Source organism: Methanothermobacter sp. KEPCO-1, assembly GCF_008033705.1.
GTDB classification, from domain to species: domain Archaea; phylum Methanobacteriota; class Methanobacteria; order Methanobacteriales; family Methanothermobacteraceae; genus Methanothermobacter; species Methanothermobacter marburgensis.
Genome location: NZ_CP042937.1, coordinates 1,280,282 through 1,302,484, shown reverse-complemented (window position 1 = coordinate 1,302,484; position 22,203 = coordinate 1,280,282). Strand labels below are relative to the sequence as shown.

Genomic DNA, 22,203 nt, shown 5'->3' with positions numbered 1-22,203 from the left:
CCAGTATAATGGCAATTTCGGGCATTTATTTCTGGAGTGCCGTCTTTATGATGTGTTCCCATGCCACTGACTTTAGATTCCTGATCCTTAGTTCAGACCTTTCAATAGAGAGGAGTCCATCGGGACAGACACTGGAGCATGCTCCGCAGAATACGCAGAATTTCTCATCGATCCGGGCAGTACCATTTATTATACTGATTGCATTACAGGGACAAACATCCACACACGCGTGGCATGACTCACCCCTGCATCGCTCATCTGCCTGGCCTATGGTTCCTCTGATGGGTTTTTTAACGGTGATCGCATTTGCCGGGCATATTTCCATACACCAACCACAGTGAGCACATTTTTCATCAATTGTTATGACAGCACCCTCAACAGTGGCCTTCAGTTCCTCCTTATACATGCATGTCAGACAGCTCATACGGATGGCGCCAACAGGACATATCCTTTTGCATATGCCGCAGTAGAGACATTTATCCTCATCCACCCGGATTCCATCGGCTATCGCCATATTTGATGAATCCGGGTCTCTCCAGCTTATTTCAATGGCTGATACAGGACACATAGCTGCACATTCACCACAATAGATGCATTTTTCCATTGATACATTTATCTCCCCTTTTACAAGGGATTTACGTTCAGGAAGATCCCTGATGGTTAAGAGTGCATTCCTTGGACATGCATCGGCGCAATTACCGCATAAAAAGCATTTTTCGTCATCAATTTCAAGTTTAAAGTCCCAGAACGGATATTCATCGGCGCCCCTTATGCTTTTACCATCCTTCTGGAGATCTATGGCTCCGAAGATGCATACTGAAGCACATAACCCACATAGAACACACTTCTCCTTGTTGAAGGACACTCTGTTCATTTTGATTAAACCCCTCGCTATTGGGAGAAGAGGAGCTATATCTATAGCGTCCACAGGGCATGTCTCTGAACATAACCCACAACCCGTGCATAGATCCGGATTGTAATTCAGTGTCCTCCTTTCAGAACCCATCCTTTCATTAACCAACATCAGTATCTACCTCAGAAATAGCGCCGTTTGGGCAGTTAGAGATGCAAAGCCTACAATTATCACATTTATCATTTATCACAAGGGGAAATCCGTTGTCCTCAATTATTGCATCCTTTTCACAGATGAGAATGCAGAGGCCTTTTCCCGCGCAGTTTTCAACACCGCTACATTTCTCCCTATTGATGACTATCATAGACCAACCTCGAAATGTAATTTTTTGCATATCGTATATTCCAAAAGTCCATATATAAATCTTTCTTAATGGACCTCATGAAAACAGTACTGTTTTACATGGCAGCTGAAGACCCCCGCAGTTATAATGGATATCCTCACATATTTCCTGAAAAATAAAAAATTAAAATTAATCTGTTCTTCCAGGTCCAAAGAAGTACCCCAGACCTAGAAGGCCCACTATCGCCACTATACCAACTATGGCATAGACAGGTAGCCCGGTCTCCGGGTTAGCTGAACCTGAGGCGCTGCTGACCTCATAGGCCTTACCCTGGTTTTCGCCCGCTGAGGAATGAGTTGCTGCCTCCACTCCAGGTGCTGATGTTGAAACATCTGAACCCTGTGATTCCTCGTGATGTGGCTCCCCCTTGTCTGCTGATGTACCCGGTGCCTGTGGCTGTCCTGGATTTGATGGTGCTGTCGGTGTGGATCCTCCATCGGGGGATAGTGCGAATGCTGAGCTCTTCGTGGCAGCGTAAAGCTTCTCCCTGACCCTTGAGAGAAGGTCCGGGTTCATGTACTGCATGACTCACTCATTAATACACGCATAATAAAGGTTAATCTGGAAAGCCCTTTAAATGTTCAAAAAATCGGAATCGATCAATCAACTGAAGAGGCCATTTAGTGCCATTCAATGCACCGGTTATGTAAAATTATATTTAATAAATTAATCACAGGGTGCTAGATCTCCAGGGTTACCCTGAGGGGTATATGATCAGATAACCTTGGCCTGGTCTCTATAATTTCACCTGCCGGAGGGTGCCAGACGTCAAGGATCTTCACTCCTTCCGGGACAAAGAGGTAATCAATCTGGTATTTCCCCCCGTTAGGTGTCATGAATGTGAATGGATCTTCCTCCTCCCTGAGAACATCCCTGAATCCAAGTTCAGAGAGTCTTCCGGTCATCTCCTCTGCAAGGAGTGCTAACCTCCTCAGGGATGGGCTGAAGTTTTTATTGATGTTGAAATCACCGCCAATTATGATCAGGTCCTCTCCCTCCTCAATGTAGTTATACAGGAGGTCAAGGAACTCAGAAAAGTCACTATCTGCTGGCCCAATGTAATTGTATATGCTAAAGAGGGAAAGACTATTTCCTCCGATTTCTATTCTGCAGGAAACATAAAAATCTTCTATACAGTGGTTGTCTGAGATTTCAAGGTAGTTCCTTTTCATGGAATCCAGCATGAGATCCTTATGAAGAAGTAATGTGTTCATCTCCCCGCGGAAGGTATGGTAATTCCACCTTACCTCATTGGGTATCATGTAGACCTCCTGGAAAAATCCTGCATCAAATTCCAGTTCCCCCATATAACTCCAGAGTTTCCTCCGCCTGTAGGATGCCCGGTTCAGGTTCCATGTCAGAACCTTAAGTTCCATTCAATCACCCCCAGGTTCAGGTTCCATGTCAGAACCTTAAGTTATCCTATAGAAAATTGTGATGCCCATTAACTTAAACACAACCGGAAACATTTATATGGGAAGAATGTAATATATTACCTAAACATGTAATATATTACCATAGGAGTTTTTGAGAAGATGAAAATAAATAAGATCCATACACTAACAGCCCTCATAACACTTATGGGGCTCTTTGCAACACTATCTGGCCTCCTGGACCAGAATACATACATCAACGACTCATTATCAGCAACTGCACAGATGATGGGCCAGGACCTCGTGACACTCACCACAGGGATCCCCCTCCTAATCATTTCAGCATACCTTAGCCGTTCCTCGGCCAAAGCCAGGCTGCTGTGGATGGGTGGAATGTTCTACTTCACCTACACCTATGCCTCCATGGCCTTCCTCGCATCCTACAACAGTCTCTTCCTCCTGTATGTGGGCATACTTGCCTTATCACTCTACGGCCTCATGGGAGAGCTGTTCACAACCACCTACAGGGTTAAGGTTGATGAAAAAAAATCAGGCTTCACAGCCATCTACCTCACCCTCACCGGATTAATGCTGGCAGCCATGTGGATCAAGATGATCACAGATTCCCTGATAACCGGCATGGCCCCGGGGGCCCTTGAGGGCTACACAACCCTCGTCATACAGGCACTCGACCTCGGCGTCGTGGTTCCAGCGGCCCTCCTCACATCATACTTCCTCCTGAAGAGAGAAGTGTGGGGCTACATACTTGCACCGGTATTCCTTGTCAAGGTATCATTACTGGGAACAGCCATACTCTCAATGGTGGCCTTCATGGCCATGGAGGGGGTCCCATTCAGCTGGGGGCAGGCTGCCTTCTTTATGGTCCTCACCTTCACAGGCCTGGCCGTCACCGGGATTTTCTACCGGGGAATGGCAATCACATCAGGGAGGTTGACACTGGATGAAGGATATGCAGGCAATACGGGATGAACACCGGGAGACAAGGGAGTCCATGGAGAGGTACATACTGGTAGCCCTCTTCCTCATCGAGCAGCGCTGGAGCTACATAGTGAGCCGCGAGTTCCGCGAAGATGGCATAACAGCAAAGCAGTGGCTCTTCATGGTGATCCTTGGAAACGTCTTTGAAAGGCCCCCCTCAATGCAGGAGATGGCTGATGCCATGAGCACCACCCACCAGAACGTCAAGCAACTTGCAGTTCGCCTTGAGGATAAGGGACTCCTGAGAATAAAAAAGGACCCTGAAAACAGGAGGATCCTGCGCCTCGAGCCAACAGGGAGGTTCCATGAGTTCTGGGCTGGTAGAGATGAGAGAGACTCCGCCACCCTGAAATCCCTCTTCGATTCACTTGACGATGAAGAGGTCAAAAGCCTGTTTAACGTATTTTCAAAGCTTGAGGAAGCCTCAAAGCAGCGATATATGGAATACCGTAAGAGATGAGCATATGCTAAGAAAAAGATTTGAAATGGAAGTTAGAGAAGAACTCAGAAAGGTTTATAATCTGAATGAGAGGGAACTACCAGGGTTACTTGCAGGATACCTTGAATCCTCCGGTCTCCCCCATGACCCTCAAAACCTCCTGATCAGGTGGGCTGACTCAAAAATAAGGAGAGGACCCCGCTGGATGAATGTGGACATGACCCAGATCAACACTCCAGCACCCTTCAGGAGCGTTTACATAAAGGGCCGTTTTTTAGGAATACCCCTTGAGGGCCTTGACATATATTCCGGAGGCCATGGAGAGATGACCATCAGGGCACTGAAATTTCTGAAGGTCGCAGAGGAGCGTGGAGATCCTATGGACGTGTCAGCCCTTGTAACTCTACTCTCAGAGGCCCCATTTCTCCCATCCCTATTCCTTGCAGAGTGTACGGAATGGTCACAGCTGGATGATGAAAGGGTTGAGGGTAGAATCAGGGACCATGGCATCACTGCCAGTGGTCTGTTCACCTTCGATGAGCATGGAAGGTTCCTGAAATTCTATACAGAGGACAGGTACTGTGTAGAGTTCAACATGGAGCAGCACCCCTGGAGTGTTGAGGTGCTATCATACAGGGATGCCGGGGGTTTTATCTATCCCGCGGAGTGCACAGCAACATGGCACCTCCCGGAGGGTGACCTGAAGTACTTCCATGGAAGGATCAGAGACGCAAAGTTCAACATAAGGACGCTTTAACTGTCCGGATCACTCCAGGATTGAAGAAAATTCAGGGCACTTTAAATATATTATGAAACATAGGAGATACTGTTATGAAAGAACTCTATCCATTCATTTTCAGAAGAAAGTCCACGAGAAAGTACAGGGGCCCTGCATCAGAGGATGAGCTCAGGGAAATTGAGGACCGCCTTGAGAAACTTGAACCCCTGCTGGAGGATGTTGATACCGAATTCAGGCTCCTGGAGAGGGATGATGTGAGGACCCGGATGCAGCAGCCGGCCCCCCACTATATAGCAGCCTTCTCAGATGGCTATGTGGGGAAGGTGAATGTGGGATTCATGCTCCAGCAGATGGACCTCAGAATCTCAGGCATGGGCCTCGGGAGCTGCTGGCAGGGGATCCCACGGCTGAGGGCTCATGTGAAGTCTGAACTTGATTTTGTCATACTCCTGGCCTTTGGTGCTGCAGCTGAACCCGTCCACAGGGAGCACTCCGAGTTCAGGAGGAAGCCCCTCAGTAAGATAACGGACATGGAGGGGATGGATGACGTCCTCGAGGCCGTGAGACTTGCACCCTCAGCTGTCAACAACCAGCCATGGTACTTCACCGGTGGAGATGGAAAGATCCATGCCTACTGCCAGGTGCAGAGCCCCCTCAAGAGGCGCCTTGTGGGGAGGTGGAACCCCATAGATATGGGGATAGCCCTTGCACACCTCAGGATCTCACTTGAATACCACGGGTACCGGTCTGAATTCAGAATCCTCGACGGGGTGGATGAACTTAAAAACTACAGCTACACCGGTACATTCATCTATGGGGACTGAAAATGGAGAATAAAGCTCTGGTGGAATTCCTGGGGGATAAGGAATTTAGAAACTCTGAGTTCGTGGCTGGCATTGTAGCCAACCTCGTCCTCCTCTACATCATAAACAGTGTGATGAACTGGGATATCTCCTTCATTGCAGATTCCTTCAGGGACCTTATACCATTATTAAATGCTGTGATAGGAGCCAATCTGGCTGCGAATGCCTGTTTCCTCATCTACGGGAGGCAGTGGTTCTGGACGTTCATGCAGATCATCCTGAGTGCACTGGGGTACCTTATGGTCTCATCCCTTTACAGTGTATTCCCCTTCACCTTCAGGAACATCTATGTGTTCTACTCTGTCAGATTCGCCCTCCTTGTTGCAATGGTCGTCCTTGCGGTCGCCGTATTCCTTCATGGCCTCAAATTTGTGCTGAAGTTCGTCCTGAAGATTGACCTGGAATAGAATTCGGGAATCAGTCCCTGAATATGGCTGAGGCCGTGTTCATTGCAGAGCCGGCCCTTATCAGTGCCGCCACCGCCGCGGCCTCTGCCAGTTCCCCCTCTGTTATACCTGCCTCAAGGGCCTCCTCTGCGTGTCTCCGTGTGCATGCATCACACCTGACTGCAACCGAACATGCCACCGATATGAGAAGTTTCTCCCTCTCTGTGAGTTTACCCTCAGATCTAACTGCTTCCCTGAAGTTTTTGAATGATTCTGCAACTTCAGGTAGTTCCCCAAGAAATCTGTCTGCTCCTGTCTTCATGTTCCTTAAGCTGACATCATCACTTAAATACCTTCAGGGTATGGGTATGCCGTGGGGGCACCTTGCCGGGTTCCTCAGGTACCTCATGAGTGCCAGCTCTGTTTCCCTGAAGAGCTCGTGCTTCATGCGGGAGGCCTCCTCATAGGATGAGTCGAGGTCCATTCCAAGGACGTTGTGGAAGAAGCACTCCAGGATCATGTGCCTCCTCAGAACCATCTCTGCAATCTCCCTTCCCTCATCTGTGAGTTCAGCCCCCAGGTATGGGTGGTAGATGACAAGGCCCATTTCATGGAGTCTCTTGAGCATCTGGGTTACACTGGCTGGTCTGACGTTCATCCTTGATGACAGGTCAGAGGTTTTAACGATCCCGTGACTACTTAACCTGTATAATGTCTCGAGGTAGTTTTCCATGCTCCTTGTGAGTTCCATAAAGACACCAATTGAATATATATTCAAAACCTATTTAAGTTTTGTCATTTATATTCATGAAAGGTGATGGATGTGCTTGAGATACGCGTGCATGAGATAAGGGGTAAGTGCCCGGTGCACCGGGAGGGGGACCGGATAACAGTTGACGACCCTGAGATAGACCTTGAAAGGACAGACGCCCTCTGCACACACGCCCTATCCACGATCCTGCACTACACCACAATCCTTGAGAGGAACTGGTGTCCTGTGGAACTTGGACTCACAGTGGACGGCGACGAGGAGCACGCCTACATGCAGTGCGTGGACCCTGGCGAACCCTACACAGATGGCGGCACAGTCATATTCCAGGTTAGGGGACTCAGATAAGCTGGAAGGGAAACCATGTTCTCAGACTGCAGATTCGGCTCCGTGACCTACAGGGGACGTGAATACAGATCAGACATCGTGGTGCACGTTGATGGGAGTGTGACACCAAGGAGGAAGGAGATATCAAGGAGGAAATACGGGACATCCCATGTCATGGCAGAGGAGGAACTTGAGGAACTCCTGGAAGAGAAACCTGAATCCATAATCATAGGCTCAGGGGTCCATGGAGCCCTTGAAACCGGGTTCAGATCAGATGCAACAGTTCTTCCCACCTGTGAGGCCATAAAGAGGTACAATGAGGAGAGGAGTGCCGGTAGGAGGGTTGCGGCCATAATACATGTGACCTGCTAATCGACAAGGCCCTCCATGTAAAGCCGGGCCCAGTAGTACCTCAGCATCCTCCTCCTTTCGGTGCAGTCCGGCATCTCAGATTCGAGGATACCCCAGAACCTCGGGCTGTGATTCATCTCCCGGAGGTGGGCCAGTTCATGGAGCACCACGTACTCCACCATCCTGTCCGGGAGATGGGAGAGGAGGGTGTTGAAGCTCAGATTGCCCCTGGAGCTGCAGCTACCCCAGCGGGACCTCATCCTCCTGAAACGGACCCTCCCATATTCGACGCCCAGGACATCAGAGTAATGGTCCAGGAATCCGCTGACCAGTGATCTCAGTTCCTTATCCCGCCGGTACTCCAGTTCCATGTCAGATGCCCTCTCAAGCATCTCATGGAACTCATGGATCTTCCTCTGGATCCAGTCACTCCTGGATGATAGAACCTCCATGGGGTCCCCGGTGAAATCTGCGGGGAGTATCAGGCGCAGGCTGTCGAATCTCAGCTCAATCCTCGGGTTCTTAACCCTCCTGTATATGACCTCACATCTGACCTCCAGGTCCCCGGCCATGAATCTGTCCATTTTATCACTGATACCTCTCAAATATTTTCATAAGATCTTCCTGTGCTTCATCGGCGATCTGCCTTCTTTTGGGCGCATCCTTCGGGAGGTTCCTCAGGAGGAAAACCCTTATGATTCTCATAACATTCCTCTTAACGCTCTCCTGGGACGTCCATCCAGGGAATATGTTCCCATCAACCTCCTCTGTAAGGGCAACAGCATATTCCTTCAGTTTATCCTCTGGTATACCTCTACCCCTGAGGGTCATCAGGACCGCGAACTCCTTCTCGTCAAGACCGAGCTCCTTCATTCTGCGCTCCTCCTTCCAGATCTCTCTTATGATGGCAGCGCCCTCCCTGTAGAGTTCCTCGTAGTCCATGGTTTTCTCCCTCCACTGTTCCAGGAGGCGTTCAACCTTTTCAGCCACCGATTCATAGATGGGGTTCCTTGTGCCATTCCTGAGGACATATGAGTTGAGTGTGTAGACTGTTAAGGCAGCCTTATCCCTTATATCCCTGACCTTCCTGAGGTTTTCAAAGTAATCGGAGTCAAATTCTATTACCGGGAGTTTACTTTCTATTTCCCTGAACTCTGTGGTCCTGTGGATGTATTTGAGGGTTTTCTGGTAATACCTTTCAGTTTCGGCTTCAACTGATGGTTTCCTTGATACGACTCTCTGATAGTATGTGTAGATGACCGTGAGCCACCTGTAATCCTTGAGGCCATGCCTTATGAAGGGCTGGTCAGAGAGCAGCTCGAAGAGCCTTCTGAGTTCACGGTAATTCTCTGTGAATTTCTTTTCGAGTTCTTCATCAGAGGTTATGAGTTCAACCGCGTCGGAGAGGACCTCAATATCCATCCCATCCCATTCAAGGTCGCTGAAGATCCTGAGGGTCTCCCTGAGTAGCTCCTCGTATTCCCTCTTCATGGATTCCATATCGTATACTGCGCCCTCATACTCCTCCTTACTGTAGAGCTCAAATGCGCGCCTCAGTTCCGCCCCCATGACTCCAATGTAATCTATTATGAGGCCTGCCTCCTTGACGTCCCTGTAGGGTCTGTTTGTTCTTGCAACTGCCTGCAGCAGTCTGTGTTCCTTCAGTGGCTTGTCGAGGTACATGGTCTGGAGTATGGGTGCGTCGAATCCTGTGAGGAGCATATCCGTCACTATGAGTATCCGGGGGTTCCTATCAGGGTCCCTGAACCTTTCCAGTACCAGGTTTTTAATCTCATGGTGGCTCCTGCCATGGTATTTATCCATGAGTTCCTCCTCATAGGCCCTTATTATCTCCTCGTCCCGTGGAGTGTAGGTCATTACGATCTCAGAGTACTCTGGTGGGAGGTGCCTGTCGAGTTCCCTCTTGTAGAGGACGCATGCCCTTCTGCTTGGAGCCACAACCATGGCCTTGAATCTTCCATCAATGTTCTCTTTGAAGTGTTTCGCGATGTCCTCTGCTATTATCTCTATCCTGCGAGGGTTCTCGAGGATGGTTTTTATGGTGTCCAGTTTCCTTTTAACAGATTCCTCAACGTCCTTCCTTATGGATTCTGGCAGTTCCTCGAATTCCACGCCGATGAATGCCTCCAGGTGTTTCCTGTCAAGGTGGACGTCACCTGCGAGTCTCGGCTGATAGGTTATCTTCACGGTGAAGCCGTCCCTTATGGAGTCTGTTATGAAGTACTGGTGGATGTATTTCTCTTCGGGGGGGTATGCGAACCTATCATAGGTGTCGCGTTCCCTCTTTGATATGGGTGTTCCTGTGAAGCCGAAGAAGAACGCTGATCTCAGCATGTCCTTCATCTGGGCTGCCAGGAGGCCATACTGACTCCTGTGGGCCTCATCAATGAAGACTATGACGTTCTTCCTGTCCATTATGGTTTCTCCTCCATGTTCCCTGAGTTCGGCTGTTATATCATCAAGTTTGTCTGTGAATTTCTGTATGAGTGTTATGAAGAGGCCCCTCTTTCCCCGGTAGTCATCGCTGGCTATTGTTCTCTTTAATTCTGCTATGGATTCTATTCTCTCAGGCTGGTGGATTTCCAGTGCCGCGAGTTCTGCGTATAACTGTTCCTCAAGTTCTCTGCGGTCCACTATGAAGAATACTGTTGGGTTCTCCAGTTCCTTCATCCTGTAGAGTTTACTGGCCGCGAATATCATTGTCAGGGTTTTGCCTGATCCCTGCCAGTGCCATATAAGGCCCCTGTTCCTTTTATCTTCTCCCCTGATGTTCCTCAGGACCCTTTCAACTATCCTCTCAGCTGCATGGTACTGCATGTGCCTTGCTATTACCTTGGTTGTTGATCCGAATTCTGTCCTTATGTAGATGTAGTTCCTGATGAAGTCGAGCACCCGTTCTGGTCTGAGGAGTGGGAGTATATCTGCGGCAGGGAGTCCTGTATGGTGCTCATGGTCCTGTTTTCTGGATTGTGGAGGGAGTTTACCATCCGTCTCATTCCACTCGAAGGTGGGGACCTCATCAAGCCAGGGAACTACCGGGAAGTACCTTGCAAAGTCTTCAGCAGCGACACCCATCTGTACGTATTTGTAGAGTTCCGGTACTGTCTTCTCATAGTCCTTTATCTGCCGGTAGGCGTCCGCCCATGTCTCTGACATCCCCACGGGGTTTTTGAGTTCTATGTTCACGAGGGGGATGCCGTTGATGAAGAGCATTATGTCTGTCCTTATGGTCTGGTCACCGCGACGGAATACGACCTGCCTTGATGCTGTGAATGAGTTGTGGCCCGGGGTATCGTGGTCAAGGATTTTGACCTTCCTGGGTTCCCCTGTTGTGGCAGATTTTATGTAAACGCCATTTTTAAGGTATTCAAGTATCGATTTGCATCCCTCAATGCTTGCTGCTTTACCCCGGAGCTCCTGGATGACCTGCTGTATATCATCATCCTCTATATACTGGTTGATCCTTCTTATGGAGTCTATCAGCTCAGATTCTATGAGGGGGTTTTCAGGGTCATCCCTCCCAAGTTCGGCGGCCGGTATATCATTCCAGCCCATTCCCCTCAGTTCCTTCATGAAGTAGTCTTCAAGGGCCTCCTCATTTAATTTCATGTTCTATCCCCCCTATGATGTTATTCTGACCCTCCTTTTACCTGTCAGGAGGTCGTTCATGAGCCCCCTCTTTATATTTTCAAGTTTAACCTTCCTCTCCGTGAGGAGCTCGAGCCTTCTGTCCACATCCTGGAGTATCTCTGAAATCCTTTTCTGCTCCTCAAGAGGGGGTACCGGTAAATAAATTTTTTCCAAAGTTTTTTTATTGAGTTCTTTGAACGTGCTGCCTCCGCTGAGGTCTTGCAGGCGTTTTTTATTTATTAATAGATAATATGCAAAATATCTCGTGTCAACATGTGATTTAGGGACTAGTGCTTTGCATCCTTGATTAAACACACATTCAACCGTATTCAATGCAACGTATCCAACTGGTGCTCTTGTTGAGATGAGAATGGAAAGTTTAGGGATAAGATTAAGATTTGTTCTTTTCAGCGCCTTCACAGTAACCTTTCTTTCGCTGTCTGCTATCATAATCCCGTTAAGATTACTCATATCAGCAGGTGTAACCCAAACAACATCACCATCATCCCAGAACTCATCTATTTTAGTTGATGGTGTAGTTCCAGTAAAAACATCAAAAACTTCCGAAACTCTGGAAACACCCCAATCCACAGGAATCCTGCCAACATGAGAATCCTTAAATTCCGTATGGTTGATGCCCTCCATCAGAAGCCTCTGCATGAGACCCCTCTTAAGTTTCTCTGTAACCCCTATCTCCTTATTAACCTTCTCTATCGCACCATCAACATCCTGGAGTATCTCTGAAATCCTTTTCTGCTCCTCAAGAGGAGGAAGAGCCATCCTAAATTTACTAATTGCTTTCCACGATGTCCTTGGATGGTTAGTTCCTGAAGTCGTAGATACTGCTCTTTGAATAAATTGATTTGTATGAATAAAATAGATAAGAAATTCAGGAATTATCCTATCGGAGGGTGTTAAGACTATTAAATCCGTTGAACAAATTCCATTTATATCCGCTAATACTGCTTTATCGAGATACGGTCTCAGTTTACCATATAAAATATCTCCAGTGTAAAATCTGTACTTTGTACTGCGGATACCTTCATCAGACACATATTCACAAAGTTTAGTTTCTCCAGATCTTATATGTTCTAACCCAACAAAATTATTTTTACCTTCCCCCGCGGGTTGAATGGACTCTCTTCTCTGATCCACAACCTCACCCAAACTGACAACATCCCAATCCACAGGAATCCTGCCAACAGGAGAATCCTTGAATTCCACAGTATTCACATTTTCACCCCCATATACCCAAGTTCATCCAGGTAACCCCTTATCCTCTCATCAACTTCAGCGAGTTCCTCCTCGATCTCTGAGAGGCGCATCCACTCACCCGCCACATCAATATCCTCGAGCTCCTCCTCAGGGAATGCGTAGAGGGGCACGTTCAGATTATAATCATTCTCACGGATCTCATCAAGGTCAACAACCCTTGAGAATCCATCATCATCCTGGAACTCCCTGTAGGCCTCAAGTATCCTCTCAATGTTCCCATCAGATAGGATGTTCAGCTTCCTGACCTCAGGGTGCTTCTCATACTCCTCACCTGCATTGATGAAGAGGACCTTACCCCTCCTTTCCTCATCCTTATCCTTGTTGAGGATTATTATTGCCCCCGGGGCACCTGTATTGTAGAATAATTTTTCAGGGAGAAGTATAACCGCCTCTATGAGGTCGTCCTCCAGTACAGCTGACCTTATACTCTTCTCACGGCCACCCCTGAAGAGGCAACCATTATCTATAACCACACCTATCCTCCCGTCATCCTTGGCAGAGGCTATCATGTGCTGTATCCATGCCCAGTCAGCGGACTGCTTGTTCACAAATCCGTACCTGAATCTCTCCCTCCAGTAATCCCCCTTCTTGAGGGTGTCCTCACCGTAACCATCCTGGTTCCATGGTGGGTTGGCTATCACTACGTCGAACCTCATGATCCCGTCTGATTCCTTGAATTTGGGGTAGAGGAGTGTGTCACCATGGGCTATGTGGTGATCCTTTATGTCATGTATGTACATGTTCATTGATCCTAAGGCCATTGTCTTCCTGTTGACCTCCTGTCCGTAGAGGAAGAGCCTTTCGGCCTCACCATAGGTCTCCTTAACGTACTTGTGGGATATTATGAGCATACCATTGGACGCTGATGCCGGGTCGTAGACGCTTTCGCCGGGTTTTGGGTCGAGTATCTCGACCAGTAGCCTTATAACCTCCCTGGGTGTGTAGACCTCGCCCTCCTTGGCCTTGGTTGGGGCGAAGTATCTCAGTATCCATTCATAGGCGTCTCCAAGGATGTCGGGGTCAACGTTTGTGAGTTTCTTCTCACTGAATAGTTCAACGAGCTGCCTGAGTATCTCCCGGTTCTCCTGACTCTGTGTGAACTCCACGAAGTCAAAGGCGTCCACCACGTCCTTGAAGGCAGGGTTGAGTTCTGCGAGGTTCTTGAGGGCCCCTGCAAATTTTATGGGCAGGTTCTCAACGTCCTTCCTTATGTTGTCCCACAGGTAATCCTCCTTTATGTCAAGGTCATGGTATGCACTGTTACGTGCCTCAAGCCTCGCCTCCTCCTCACTGAGGCCATACTCCTTTATGGCATCCTCGTATGCCTTCTGGTACTCCATCATCCACTTGTCACTCATCTGTTTCATGAACAGGAGGACCAGGATGAACTTGTAGTCGACCCTTGTCCTTATGAGGTCTGCTGCCCCCTTGAGTATCCTCTCTATGTCTGCACGGCCAAGTTTATCGTCCTTGAGGGTGAGGTAATCCTGTATGATCTCTGATTTGGGTCTGAGCATGTAGATACTTCTTCTCTCATCAGCGGGATCCTTTCTTGTCTCTATCCACCCCTTCTTCCTCATCTCGGATATTGCAGCTGAAAGGGACTTTTCATCAATTAGATGTTCCTTTCCAAGTATTTCAAGGGCCTCAGTGCTCCTGAATTCCCGGTCCTCAAATTTATCCCAGAGGAGGTCATATTTTTCTTCAAGCCATTTTGGTAGTTTCATATTATCACCTTCAGTTAAGGTGGCAGTCCTGCCTGCAATGATCCATGTCCAGATTATACAAGCTAATTAACTTACTACTTGTATAATTTATAACTTTTAATATAAATATCTTTGTGCGGTATGGTGCTGTAAACCAATTACATAGCATGTCATTTCAAGGTCCAGGTTCATTATCCTCATCATCATCCTTATATTCCAGTCCACAGAAATATCACCCCGGAGTGTTAAACATGAAGGTTCCAAGATGCATGAGTACACAGCATCCAGACAATGTGAACCCGCCGTTCTTTGCAGCAGAACCTGAACTGGGTGGTGAAGACGAGATAAGGGAGGCCTACTATGTCTTCTCACACCTCGGCTGTGACGAGCAGATGTGGGACTGTGAGGGCAAGGAAGTTGACAACTACGTCGTTAAGAAGCTCCTAACAAAGTACCAGGCCTTCTTCAGGGACCATGTCCTGGGGGAGGACCTCAGGTTAACCCTCAGGGTTCCCAACCCCACCGTGGAGAGGGCCGAGGCCAAGATACTCCTGGAGACCCTTGAGAGCATACCGAGATCCTATGACACCGCAGGCCTCTTCTACGGGATGGACGTAGCCCCTGTATTCGAGGTCATACTACCCATGACCTCCTCCAGCAGCTGCCTCAACCGGATCCACAGCTACTACCTGGACTTTGTGAAGGGAAAGGAGAGGCTGCAGCTCGCAGATGGTGTGACCGTCAAGGAGTGGATAGGTGAATTCCGGCCCGACGAGATCAACGTTATCCCCCTCTTTGAGGACTATGAGGGGATGCTCAACGCAGCCCGTATAACAGGGGAGTACCTTGATGGTAAGGACCTCACAGGGCAGAGGGTATTCCTTGCAAGATCCGACCCGGCAATGAACTACGGTATGGTCTCAGCCACCATACTCAACAGGATAGCCCTCAGAGACTTCAGGGCCCTTGAAGAGGAGAGTGGGGTTAAACTCTACCCCATCATCGGTATGGGTTCAGCCCCATTCAGGGGAAACCTCAGGCCAGATAATGTGAGGGACGTTACAGGGGAATACAGCGGGGCATACACATTCACTGTCCAGTCCTCCTTCAAGTACGACCATGAACCCTCAGAGGTCATAGGGGGGATAAGGGAGCTGAGGTCTGCAAAACCTGGCAGGGCATCTGATATTGATACCGACCGTGCCCTTGAGATAATCTCAGCCTACTGTCGGGAGTACCGGAGGCAGGTCATGGACCTCGTGGATATCATAAACAGGGTTGCAAGGTACGTCCCGGGCAGAAGGAAGAGGAAGCTCCACATCGGACTCTTTGGATATGCCAGGAGTATGGGTAACGTTTCACTTCCAAGGGCAATAACATTCACCGCAGCCCTCTACTCCCTGGGGGTTCCCCCTGAGGTTCTGGGGTTCAATGCACTGTCCTCTGAGGACTTTGAATTCATAGAGGATGTCTACCCTGGTCTCAGGCGCGACCTTGGAGATGCTCTGAGGTACGCCAACCCTGACTCGCCATTCCTCAGCCCTGAGGTTAAATCCGCGGTTGAGGAGTACATTGAACCTGAATATGATGAGGACCACCGCAGGGTCACTGATGAAATCATAAGGGCCCTCAGGGTTAACAGAACCGCCAACCTCCAGGAACTCATACTTGAGGCTGCAAGCCAGAGGAGGTTCCTGGGGTAACCTCCCTTTTTTCAACCCCACATTACAAAATATTAAAAATAAAAGTTCTGGAACAAATTCCCCCTTTTCAACCCCCCATATTACAAAATATTAAAATAATTTAAGAAACATAATAAATCTGGGGGTTGTTTTATGGATAATGTTGAAAGACTTAAAATGATTGAGAAGTCCCCTATAACCTTTGAGGGACTCCGTAAACTGAACATTGCGGCCGGGACACTGCACCTCCTGCAGGGTCTCCTGATGGTTGCACTGGGATACCTTCTGACCTGGGACAGGGACATATACACTTTCTACCTGAAGTTCAAGGTGATATCCCTGAACCCACCGTCCTTCCAGGTGCTCCCGAACCCGGAGGTGGCGTTCACGGTTAGCTACCTTGGGGTGATACTTGCATCGTTCCTGCTGATCTCTGCGGTGGCACACTTCACCATTGCCTTCCTGAGGAATGAGAGTTACGTTGAGAACCTCAAGAGGGGGATGAACCCCTACCGCTGGTACGAGTATGCGTTCTCCAGTTCAATAATGATCGTCATACTGGCCACCTTTGTGGGTGTGTGGGACCTCTGGTCACTTGTGATGATCTTTGTGCTGAATGCCTCAATGATAATGTTCGGTTACCTCATGGAGAAGATCAACCAGTACACCGAGAAGATCGACTGGTCACCCTACCTCCTTGGCTGTATTGCTGGTTTCACGCCGTGGATCGTCATTGCAGCATACTTTGTGGCGGCCCTTGGTTCATCAGAGACCCAGCCACCTGACTTCGTGTACCTAGCACTCCTCCTCTACTTTGTGATGTTCAACACGTTCTCCATCAACATGCTGCTCCAGTATAAGGGTGTCGGTAAGTGGAGGGACTACCTCTACGGTGAGCGGGTGTACATTATACTGAGCCTCGTTGCCAAGACCATACTGGCCTGGCTGGTATTTGTAGGGGTCTTCTCACCATTCTAACCGCCAGGTCTTCCAACCATTCTAATTTTATTTTTACCGTAACCGCAAACTATTTATATGGCTTCCACTTAACACATATTTTGCCGATATGAACTGTTTTTCAGATACAGTCCCGTGGGGTAATGGCAATCCTGATGGACTCTGGATCCATCGATAGCGGTTCGACTCCGCTCGGGACTATTCCCCCCAAAACCCCCTCTTTATCGAAACCTATTTATTATGAACCTCACCACCTATTAACTGTCATAGTCCCGTGGGGTAGTGGTAATCCTGCTGGGCTTTGGACCCGGCGACAGCGGTTCGACTCCGCTCGGGACTATCAAATCAACTTATTCTGTGTCTAGAATGGAAAAACTTCTCATAATAGGTGTCAACACAAGACCCGTCGCTGAATCAGCCTTCAGGGCGGGTTACAGTGTCTACTCTGCATCCTACTACTGCACCCTGGACTTTCGTGGATACACGGAGAGGAGGTGCATCCTCCAGGAGCGAAGGGGTGAAAGCTGCGGGAGGTTCCAGGAGAACTTCAGCACAGAGAAACTCCTTGAAGCAGCATCGGATTTCATGGAAAGGGCTGATGGTATAATACCCCTCACAGGGGCCCCTGGACTTCCAGAGAATAAGGTGCTAGGTAACCCACATGCAGACCACGTGGAGGACAAGTACAGCTTCTATCAGAGGATAAAGAACTCATACCCCACTCCAGAGACCCACCTCATCACCGACCCCCAGGAGGCCCTGGAGATTGTATCTGGTGGGGAGAAGAGGTACCTCATAAAGCCTGTGAGGGGTGCCGGTGGCTTTGGTGTGATGGATTTCCAGGAGGCCAGCGGCGAGTTCCTGCTGCAGGAGTACATTGAGGGTGTACCTGTGAGTGCCTCGGTGCTATCAACGGGTTCTGAGGCAGTGACGGTCCTTACAAGCAGGCAGATCATCAAAAGGGACATCCCTGGATTTGAGGGCCAGTTCATCTACGCCGGTAACATAACACCCGGGCCCCGTGGTGTGATGGAGGAGATGGCAGAGGACCTCATACTTGACCTCTCGCTCAGGGGCTCCAATGGTGTCGACTTCATAATGAAGGGCTCTGAGCTTTATGTTGTGGAGGTGAACCCCCGCATCCAGGGGACCTTTGAGTGTGCCGAGGCATCTCTTGGTATAAACATGACTGAGGCCCATGTGACGGCCTGCATGGGGGAACTCATTGAAAAACCAGACCCTCGCAAGTATGCTGTTAAGAGGATACTCTACGCCCCCTCAAGGTGCATGGTGGGTGAGATAAAAATCCCTGGAGTCCATGACCTCCCATTCCCCGGTGCAATAATTGAAAAGGGTGAGCCCCTCGTAACTGTGCTGGCTGCACATGAAACCCCTGAAAGGGCGTTCTCAGCTGCATCAATAAAGTGCTCAATGATCAGGAAAAGATTGAAAGCCCTCTAGACACAAAATAGTGACACCCTGAAGTGCTCAATGATCAGAAGATTGAAAACTATGTTATATTATGCCAAGAAGCAGGAGTATCAGTATTATGGTGCCTATGGTTATGAGCACTGTGCTCAGAATCATGCCACCTGTCATTAAAAGGAAGAGTTTCGCCCTTCTATCCGGGTCCTTAAGGTACTCCTTAAGCGGATCCTTACTCATATCATCAACCTCCATTAAAATTCCCTCACAAGGAATATGTACTGTGTTGCCGTTGGAAACCTCGCCCTCAACACCCTGATCTCGGGCCTGTAGATGTAGATCTCATCCCCCTCATCATCCCTGCCAAGAACCTCACCTACCACCTTAACCTCAACCTCACCAGCTATCCTTGCACCGGATGTATCCGATTCTATCTCAATGTAGATGGGTAACCTCAAACGGCGTGCCTCCTGGGGGGTCAGCATGTCCCTGAGCTCCTCAAGTTCAGCCCACTTGAACCTGTGCCTCGTACCATCAGAACCAATGACGTGGGGTTTGTCCTCCCCCATGAGCTCCTCCAGGGTCTTTCTCCTGGATGGAAGGTGCTTGTTGAGGTTGAAGATCTCCTTCTTTATGAGCCTGTCTGACCTGTCACCTCTCATCGTATAGGCTATGTTTTATATTCTATAAAAGATTAATATCTTAACTGGATGGAGGGTGGACCTTGGATATTGATATAGAGCAGTGCAGGGAAAATGATAAGATAAAGGAGATAATAAGTAGCAGCGGACTCCCCATAAAGTACATAAAACTTCTTCTGAGGCTCTCCGACGGCATATACATAAATGGGGTTAACTACAACGTTAAGATAACAGATGATGGTGTTTCAATCCTCCTCATATCCTCCAAGCCAGATAACAGGACAGGCGTATTCAGGACAGGCGCCCTCACCAACATATTCTACCGTATACGTGAAATTGAAAAGGAGAACGAGGAGATTGAAACCGAAACCCGTGTCAGTGACGGCCTGATAGAGGTAAGGATCCAGTTTGGCTGATGGGTGGTGGGTGATGGATCCAGAGGATTACCGGAACATCCTGATGGAACTTGCAGACTTCAGTGAAATCGACACATCAACCATCGCATCAACCAGAAAATCCCTCATGGAACTCACTGAGAGGAGAGAACAGTTACTTGAGATCCGGAAGCGAATAAAGAGGGATATTCGGGGGGCTCAAATCTACTACCTGGATCGGATGGCAGAGATAAGAAGTGAGGTTGAGTGCCTCAAGGAGAACTCATCCGCACTTAAAAGAATAATAACAGGTAACCCTGCAGCTGCCCAGACAAAGGCCATGAGACAGCTCCATAGAAACCGTGATGCCCTTATTGAAACCTACAGGGAACTCCTGGAGTACACAGGGGAACTCCTGGAGTACACCGAGGACCTTATGATTGAACTCTATGAGTTAATGAAGTCATTTCTTGGATAAAAGATCCTTTTTTTACTCTATGAACTATAAAACCATAGACTCTTTTAAATTAAAAAAAGATTAGTGGGTTAGCTCAACAGGGAGGATTATGAGGACTCCCAGGAGGTCGTTCCTGCTTATTTTACCATCCACTGCAGCCACAAAGGTAGCATGGTCAGCCTTACGGTCCATGCTTATTGGTAGGGGTGTCTCCTCCCCGGCCGCTATCGGATGACCCAGGGGGTTCGTGGCGTAGGCACACATGAAGACTATGTGGTTTGCGGGTATGCTGATCTCCTTTATCTTCACGGGTTTTGCCTCGCCGGCCCTCACCTCAATATCCTCATCTGCAATGATGGCCCTGAGGTTGCCGTAGACCTCACCCATCCTGAAGTCAACAAGCTCCCTCTTATACCTCTCCTCGGCCTCACGGACCTGGCCGAGCCTTGTAAGTATCCTAACCATCACTCCATCTCCATGGATTTTTTGATCATCTTCAACCTGACGAAGTTCTCCCTCTCCATCTCCTCGAGCCTCATCTCAATGTACTTGACGGTGTTCTTGAGTCTCGGGATTATGATGTGCTCAAGGGCGTTGACCCTTCGCTTGGTTGATTCTATCTCACCGGCAAGGAGCCTTATGGTCTTCTCGATTTCACCGAGTTCTATTATGAGTGCCAGGGACTCCTCGAATTTCCTGGCTGCCTCGTCAAGTTTGACTGATGTGTCCACAAGGCCATAGCCACGCTCAACCACCGTCCTCCTGGTTGCACGGGCATCCACGACAGGGACCACGACACCCATTATGCTCCTTGAGTCTATGTCAACCTCCACTGACTCCCTCACTGACATTGCGGCCCTCTCAACCGCGGCATCACCCATGAGTACCTGGGCCTCTGTGAGGTCCATGAAGGCCTCCCTGAGGTGCTCCTCCACCTTTTCACGGGAACCCTTAACCCTCTCAAGGATGTTGAAGAACTCCATGATAAGGGCGTTCCTCTTCTCCTTGAGGAGACTGTAACCCTTAACAGCGAGTTTCTCCCGCTGCTTGAGTTTCAGGAGCTCCATCCTCGTTGGGTTGATCCCCTCAATCATTTCCTGTGCCATCTGCTACCTCTCCTGAAAAAATATGTTGGGTGTTTATTCGGCACCCGGGAGGTACTTGGGTATGTGCTCCTCGCGGACCCTCTTGAGTTCGGATCTTGGCAGGAGTGACAGGAGCTCCCAGCCAAGGTTGAGGGTCTCCTCTATGGAGCGGTCCTCATCACGTGCCTGGGTGATGAAGCGTTTCTCAAATTCATCGGCGAATTTGAGGAACTTCCTGTCCCTCTCTGTGAGGGCCTCCTCACCCACAACAGCCATGAGGTCCCTCAAATCACGACCCTCGGCGTAGGCACTGTAGAGCTGATCAGAGACACCACTGTGGTCCTCACGTGTCCTTCCCTCGCCGATACCACCACTCATGAGCCTTGATAGTGATGGCAGCACATCCACCGGTGGGTATATGCCCTTACGGTGGAGGTCACGGCTCAGCACTATCTGGCCCTCTGTGATGTAACCTGTGAGGTCAGGTATCGGGTGGGTTATGTCGTCCTGTGGCATCACAAGTATTGGCATCTGGGTGATTGACCCCTCCTTGCCAACTATACGGCCTGCTCTCTCATAGAGGCTTGCAAGGTCGGTGTACATGTAACCCGGGTAACCCCTTCGGCCTGGGACCTCCTCCCTTGCAGCTGATATCTCCCTGAGGGCCTCACAGTAGTTTGTAAGGTCAGTGAGGATAACGAGCACGTGCATGTCGTGTTCAAAGGCGAAGTACTCTGCTGTTGTCAGCGCCATCCTTGGGGTGATGATACGCTCAATGGCAGGGTCGTCTGCCAGGTTCATGAACACTGTAACCCTTTCAAGGGCGCCTGTCCTCTCGAAGTCCCTCATGAAGTAGTTTGCCTCTTCGTGGGTGATACCCATTGCCGCGAAGATAACCGCAAATTCGCTCTCCTCTGCAAGCACCTTTGCCTGCCTTGCGATCTGTGCGGCCAGTTCGTTGTGGGGAAGCCCTGAACCTGAGAATATCGGGAGTTTCTGACCCCTCACAAGGGTGTTCATTCCGTCGATGGTGGATATACCTGTCTGTATGAACTCCGCAGGGAACTCCCTTGCAGCGGGGTTCATTGGGCTACCGTTGATGTCGAGTTCCTTCTCAGGGATGATTTCAGGGCCGCCGTCTATTGGTTTCCCTGTACCGTCGAATATACGGCCCATCATGTCAAGGGATACGCCGATCTTGGCTGTTTCACCTGTGAACCTTATCTTTGTGGTCTCTGTGTTGAGGTCACTTGTACCCTCAAAGACCTGGACGACAGCCAGGTCCTCCTTTACCTCAAGGACCTGTCCCCTTCTCTTCTCACCTGTGGGTGTTTCAATCTCCACTATCTCACTGTAGGCAACCCCTTCAACACCCTCAACAATCATCAGAGGCCCTGAAACCTCTGTGACTGTGGTGTATTCTCGGGTTTTGATGTTAACGTTCATCT

General features: G+C 49.1%; 27 protein-coding genes and 2 tRNA genes. 14 read left to right on the top strand and 15 right to left on the bottom strand.

Annotation, left to right across the window (positions count from 1 at the left end):
- Positions 1 to 25: 25 nt before the first annotated feature.
- From fwdF to FVF72_RS06945, 4 genes are all read right to left on the bottom strand, one after another.
- Positions 26 to 1,024 (bottom strand): tungsten-dependent formylmethanofuran dehydrogenase subunit FwdF, encoded by a 999-nt coding sequence (gene fwdF, locus FVF72_RS06960; RefSeq protein WP_013296119.1) that lies wholly within the window; start codon positions 1,022 to 1,024, stop codon positions 26 to 28.
- Entirely contained in the window at positions 1,014 to 1,217 is a 204-nt protein-coding gene (locus tag FVF72_RS06955; protein WP_048175579.1) for an ATP-binding protein, read from the bottom strand. Before FVF72_RS06955 ends, fwdF begins: the two co-directional genes overlap by 11 nt.
- A 168-nt stretch (positions 1,218 to 1,385) precedes the next feature.
- Entirely contained in the window at positions 1,386 to 1,781 is a 396-nt protein-coding gene (locus FVF72_RS06950; RefSeq protein WP_048901217.1) for a hypothetical protein, read from the bottom strand.
- Between the two features lie 155 nt (positions 1,782 to 1,936).
- A complete protein-coding gene (locus FVF72_RS06945; protein ID WP_013296121.1) occupies positions 1,937 to 2,632 on the bottom strand; it encodes an endonuclease/exonuclease/phosphatase family protein in 696 nt (231 codons plus the stop codon).
- Positions 2,633 to 2,791: 159 nt separating this feature from the next.
- On the opposite strand from FVF72_RS06945, the gene FVF72_RS06940 reads away from it, so the two are divergent.
- The 5 genes from FVF72_RS06940 (at position 2,792) to FVF72_RS06920 (ending at position 6,076) form a co-directional block, all read left to right on the top strand.
- Positions 2,792 to 3,619 carry a hypothetical protein gene (locus FVF72_RS06940; protein WP_013296122.1) on the top strand — a complete coding sequence of 276 codons (828 nt, stop codon included), beginning with the start codon at positions 2,792 to 2,794 and terminating at the stop codon, positions 3,617 to 3,619.
- Positions 3,591 to 4,088, top strand: a complete 498-nt coding sequence (locus FVF72_RS06935) for a MarR family transcriptional regulator (RefSeq protein ID WP_048901218.1) — start codon at positions 3,591 to 3,593, stop codon at positions 4,086 to 4,088. The genes FVF72_RS06940 and FVF72_RS06935 overlap by 29 nt, the downstream gene beginning before the upstream one ends.
- A 4-nt stretch (positions 4,089 to 4,092) precedes the next feature.
- On the top strand, positions 4,093 to 4,824 hold the full coding sequence (locus FVF72_RS06930; RefSeq protein ID WP_013296124.1) for a DUF6544 family protein: 732 nt from the start codon (positions 4,093 to 4,095) through the stop codon (positions 4,822 to 4,824).
- 74 nt (positions 4,825 to 4,898) lie between these two features.
- Complete coding sequence (locus FVF72_RS06925; RefSeq protein WP_013296125.1) at positions 4,899 to 5,630, top strand: nitroreductase family protein; 732 nt, start codon at positions 4,899 to 4,901, stop codon at positions 5,628 to 5,630.
- A gap of 2 nt (positions 5,631 to 5,632) precedes the next feature.
- A complete protein-coding gene (locus tag FVF72_RS06920; RefSeq protein WP_013296126.1) occupies positions 5,633 to 6,076 on the top strand; it encodes a hypothetical protein in 444 nt (147 codons plus the stop codon).
- Between the two features lie 10 nt (positions 6,077 to 6,086).
- On the opposite strand, the gene FVF72_RS06915 is transcribed toward FVF72_RS06920, so the two are convergent.
- Entirely contained in the window at positions 6,087 to 6,377 is a 291-nt protein-coding gene (locus FVF72_RS06915; RefSeq protein ID WP_013296127.1) for a carboxymuconolactone decarboxylase family protein, read from the bottom strand.
- A 33-nt stretch (positions 6,378 to 6,410) separates the two neighbouring features.
- Positions 6,411 to 6,806 (bottom strand): metal-dependent transcriptional regulator, encoded by a 396-nt coding sequence (locus FVF72_RS06910; RefSeq protein ID WP_013296128.1) that lies wholly within the window; start codon positions 6,804 to 6,806, stop codon positions 6,411 to 6,413.
- Positions 6,807 to 6,872: 66 nt separating this feature from the next.
- On the opposite strand from FVF72_RS06910, the gene FVF72_RS06905 reads away from it, so the two are divergent.
- Both FVF72_RS06905 and FVF72_RS06900 read left to right on the top strand, forming a co-directional pair.
- Positions 6,873 to 7,172, top strand: a complete 300-nt coding sequence (locus tag FVF72_RS06905; RefSeq protein ID WP_048901219.1) for a TIGR04076 family protein — start codon at positions 6,873 to 6,875, stop codon at positions 7,170 to 7,172.
- Positions 7,173 to 7,187: 15 nt separating this feature from the next.
- Entirely contained in the window at positions 7,188 to 7,523 is a 336-nt protein-coding gene (locus FVF72_RS06900) for an Mth938-like domain-containing protein (protein WP_010876571.1), read from the top strand.
- On the opposite strand, the gene FVF72_RS06895 is transcribed toward FVF72_RS06900, so the two are convergent.
- From FVF72_RS06895 to FVF72_RS06880, 4 genes are read right to left on the bottom strand one after another with little or no spacing between them, the layout of a single operon-like run.
- Positions 7,520 to 8,086, bottom strand: coding sequence for a M48 family metallopeptidase (locus FVF72_RS06895; protein ID WP_010876572.1), 567 nt, complete (start codon positions 8,084 to 8,086; stop codon positions 7,520 to 7,522). The two genes, FVF72_RS06900 and FVF72_RS06895, sit on opposite strands and share 4 nt — an antisense overlap.
- A 4-nt stretch (positions 8,087 to 8,090) precedes the next feature.
- Positions 8,091 to 11,132 carry an HsdR family type I site-specific deoxyribonuclease gene (locus tag FVF72_RS06890; protein ID WP_147671660.1) on the bottom strand — a complete coding sequence of 1,014 codons (3,042 nt, stop codon included), beginning with the start codon at positions 11,130 to 11,132 and terminating at the stop codon, positions 8,091 to 8,093.
- A gap of 12 nt (positions 11,133 to 11,144) precedes the next feature.
- Positions 11,145 to 12,386 (bottom strand): restriction endonuclease subunit S, encoded by a 1,242-nt coding sequence (locus FVF72_RS06885; protein ID WP_147671659.1) that lies wholly within the window; start codon positions 12,384 to 12,386, stop codon positions 11,145 to 11,147.
- Positions 12,383 to 14,155, bottom strand: a complete 1,773-nt coding sequence (locus FVF72_RS06880) for an N-6 DNA methylase (protein WP_013296131.1) — start codon at positions 14,153 to 14,155, stop codon at positions 12,383 to 12,385. The genes FVF72_RS06885 and FVF72_RS06880 overlap by 4 nt, the downstream gene beginning before the upstream one ends.
- Positions 14,156 to 14,385: 230 nt before the next feature.
- Here FVF72_RS06880 and ppcA point away from each other — a divergent pair, with 230 nt between their 5' ends.
- From ppcA to FVF72_RS06855, 5 genes are all read left to right on the top strand, one after another.
- On the top strand, positions 14,386 to 15,837 hold the full coding sequence (gene ppcA / locus FVF72_RS06875; RefSeq protein WP_147671658.1) for a phosphoenolpyruvate carboxylase: 1,452 nt from the start codon (positions 14,386 to 14,388) through the stop codon (positions 15,835 to 15,837).
- Between the two features lie 132 nt (positions 15,838 to 15,969).
- Complete coding sequence (heR, locus tag FVF72_RS06870; RefSeq protein WP_147671657.1) at positions 15,970 to 16,794, top strand: heliorhodopsin HeR; 825 nt, start codon at positions 15,970 to 15,972, stop codon at positions 16,792 to 16,794.
- Between the two features lie 108 nt (positions 16,795 to 16,902).
- A tRNA-Gln gene (locus tag FVF72_RS06865) sits at positions 16,903 to 16,974 on the top strand.
- 67 nt (positions 16,975 to 17,041) lie between these two features.
- Positions 17,042 to 17,113 (top strand) — tRNA-Gln (locus FVF72_RS06860).
- Between the two features lie 26 nt (positions 17,114 to 17,139).
- The gene (locus tag FVF72_RS06855) at positions 17,140 to 18,234 is read left to right on the top strand and encodes an ATP-grasp domain-containing protein (RefSeq protein ID WP_147671656.1); all 1,095 of its coding nucleotides are present in this window, start codon (positions 17,140 to 17,142) and stop codon (positions 18,232 to 18,234) included.
- A 54-nt stretch (positions 18,235 to 18,288) separates the two neighbouring features.
- Here the strand turns inward: FVF72_RS06855 and FVF72_RS09265 are convergent, their stop codons facing one another.
- Together FVF72_RS09265 and FVF72_RS06850 are read right to left on the bottom strand one after the other, a co-directional pair.
- Positions 18,289 to 18,453 (bottom strand): hypothetical protein, encoded by a 165-nt coding sequence (locus FVF72_RS09265; RefSeq protein WP_187239679.1) that lies wholly within the window; start codon positions 18,451 to 18,453, stop codon positions 18,289 to 18,291.
- Positions 18,453 to 18,860, bottom strand: a complete 408-nt coding sequence (locus FVF72_RS06850; RefSeq protein WP_147671655.1) for a DUF61 family protein — start codon at positions 18,858 to 18,860, stop codon at positions 18,453 to 18,455. Before FVF72_RS06850 ends, FVF72_RS09265 begins: the two co-directional genes overlap by 1 nt.
- A gap of 62 nt (positions 18,861 to 18,922) precedes the next feature.
- On the opposite strand from FVF72_RS06850, the gene FVF72_RS06845 reads away from it, so the two are divergent.
- On the top strand, positions 18,923 to 19,255 hold the full coding sequence (locus FVF72_RS06845) for a hypothetical protein (protein WP_147671654.1): 333 nt from the start codon (positions 18,923 to 18,925) through the stop codon (positions 19,253 to 19,255).
- A 13-nt stretch (positions 19,256 to 19,268) separates the two neighbouring features.
- Positions 19,269 to 19,691 carry a hypothetical protein gene (locus FVF72_RS06840; RefSeq protein WP_147671653.1) on the top strand — a complete coding sequence of 141 codons (423 nt, stop codon included), beginning with the start codon at positions 19,269 to 19,271 and terminating at the stop codon, positions 19,689 to 19,691.
- A gap of 60 nt (positions 19,692 to 19,751) precedes the next feature.
- On the opposite strand, the gene FVF72_RS06835 is transcribed toward FVF72_RS06840, so the two are convergent.
- From FVF72_RS06835 to FVF72_RS06825, 3 genes are read right to left on the bottom strand one after another with little or no spacing between them, the layout of a single operon-like run.
- Complete coding sequence (locus FVF72_RS06835) at positions 19,752 to 20,135, bottom strand: DUF22 domain-containing protein (protein ID WP_242451253.1); 384 nt, start codon at positions 20,133 to 20,135, stop codon at positions 19,752 to 19,754.
- Positions 20,135 to 20,776 carry a V-type ATP synthase subunit D gene (locus FVF72_RS06830; RefSeq protein ID WP_147671651.1) on the bottom strand — a complete coding sequence of 214 codons (642 nt, stop codon included), beginning with the start codon at positions 20,774 to 20,776 and terminating at the stop codon, positions 20,135 to 20,137. The genes FVF72_RS06835 and FVF72_RS06830 overlap by 1 nt, the downstream gene beginning before the upstream one ends.
- 33 nt (positions 20,777 to 20,809) lie before the next feature.
- Positions 20,810 to 22,201, bottom strand: coding sequence for an ATP synthase subunit B (locus tag FVF72_RS06825; protein ID WP_147671650.1), 1,392 nt, complete (start codon positions 22,199 to 22,201; stop codon positions 20,810 to 20,812).
- Positions 22,202 to 22,203: the final 2 nt, after the last annotated feature.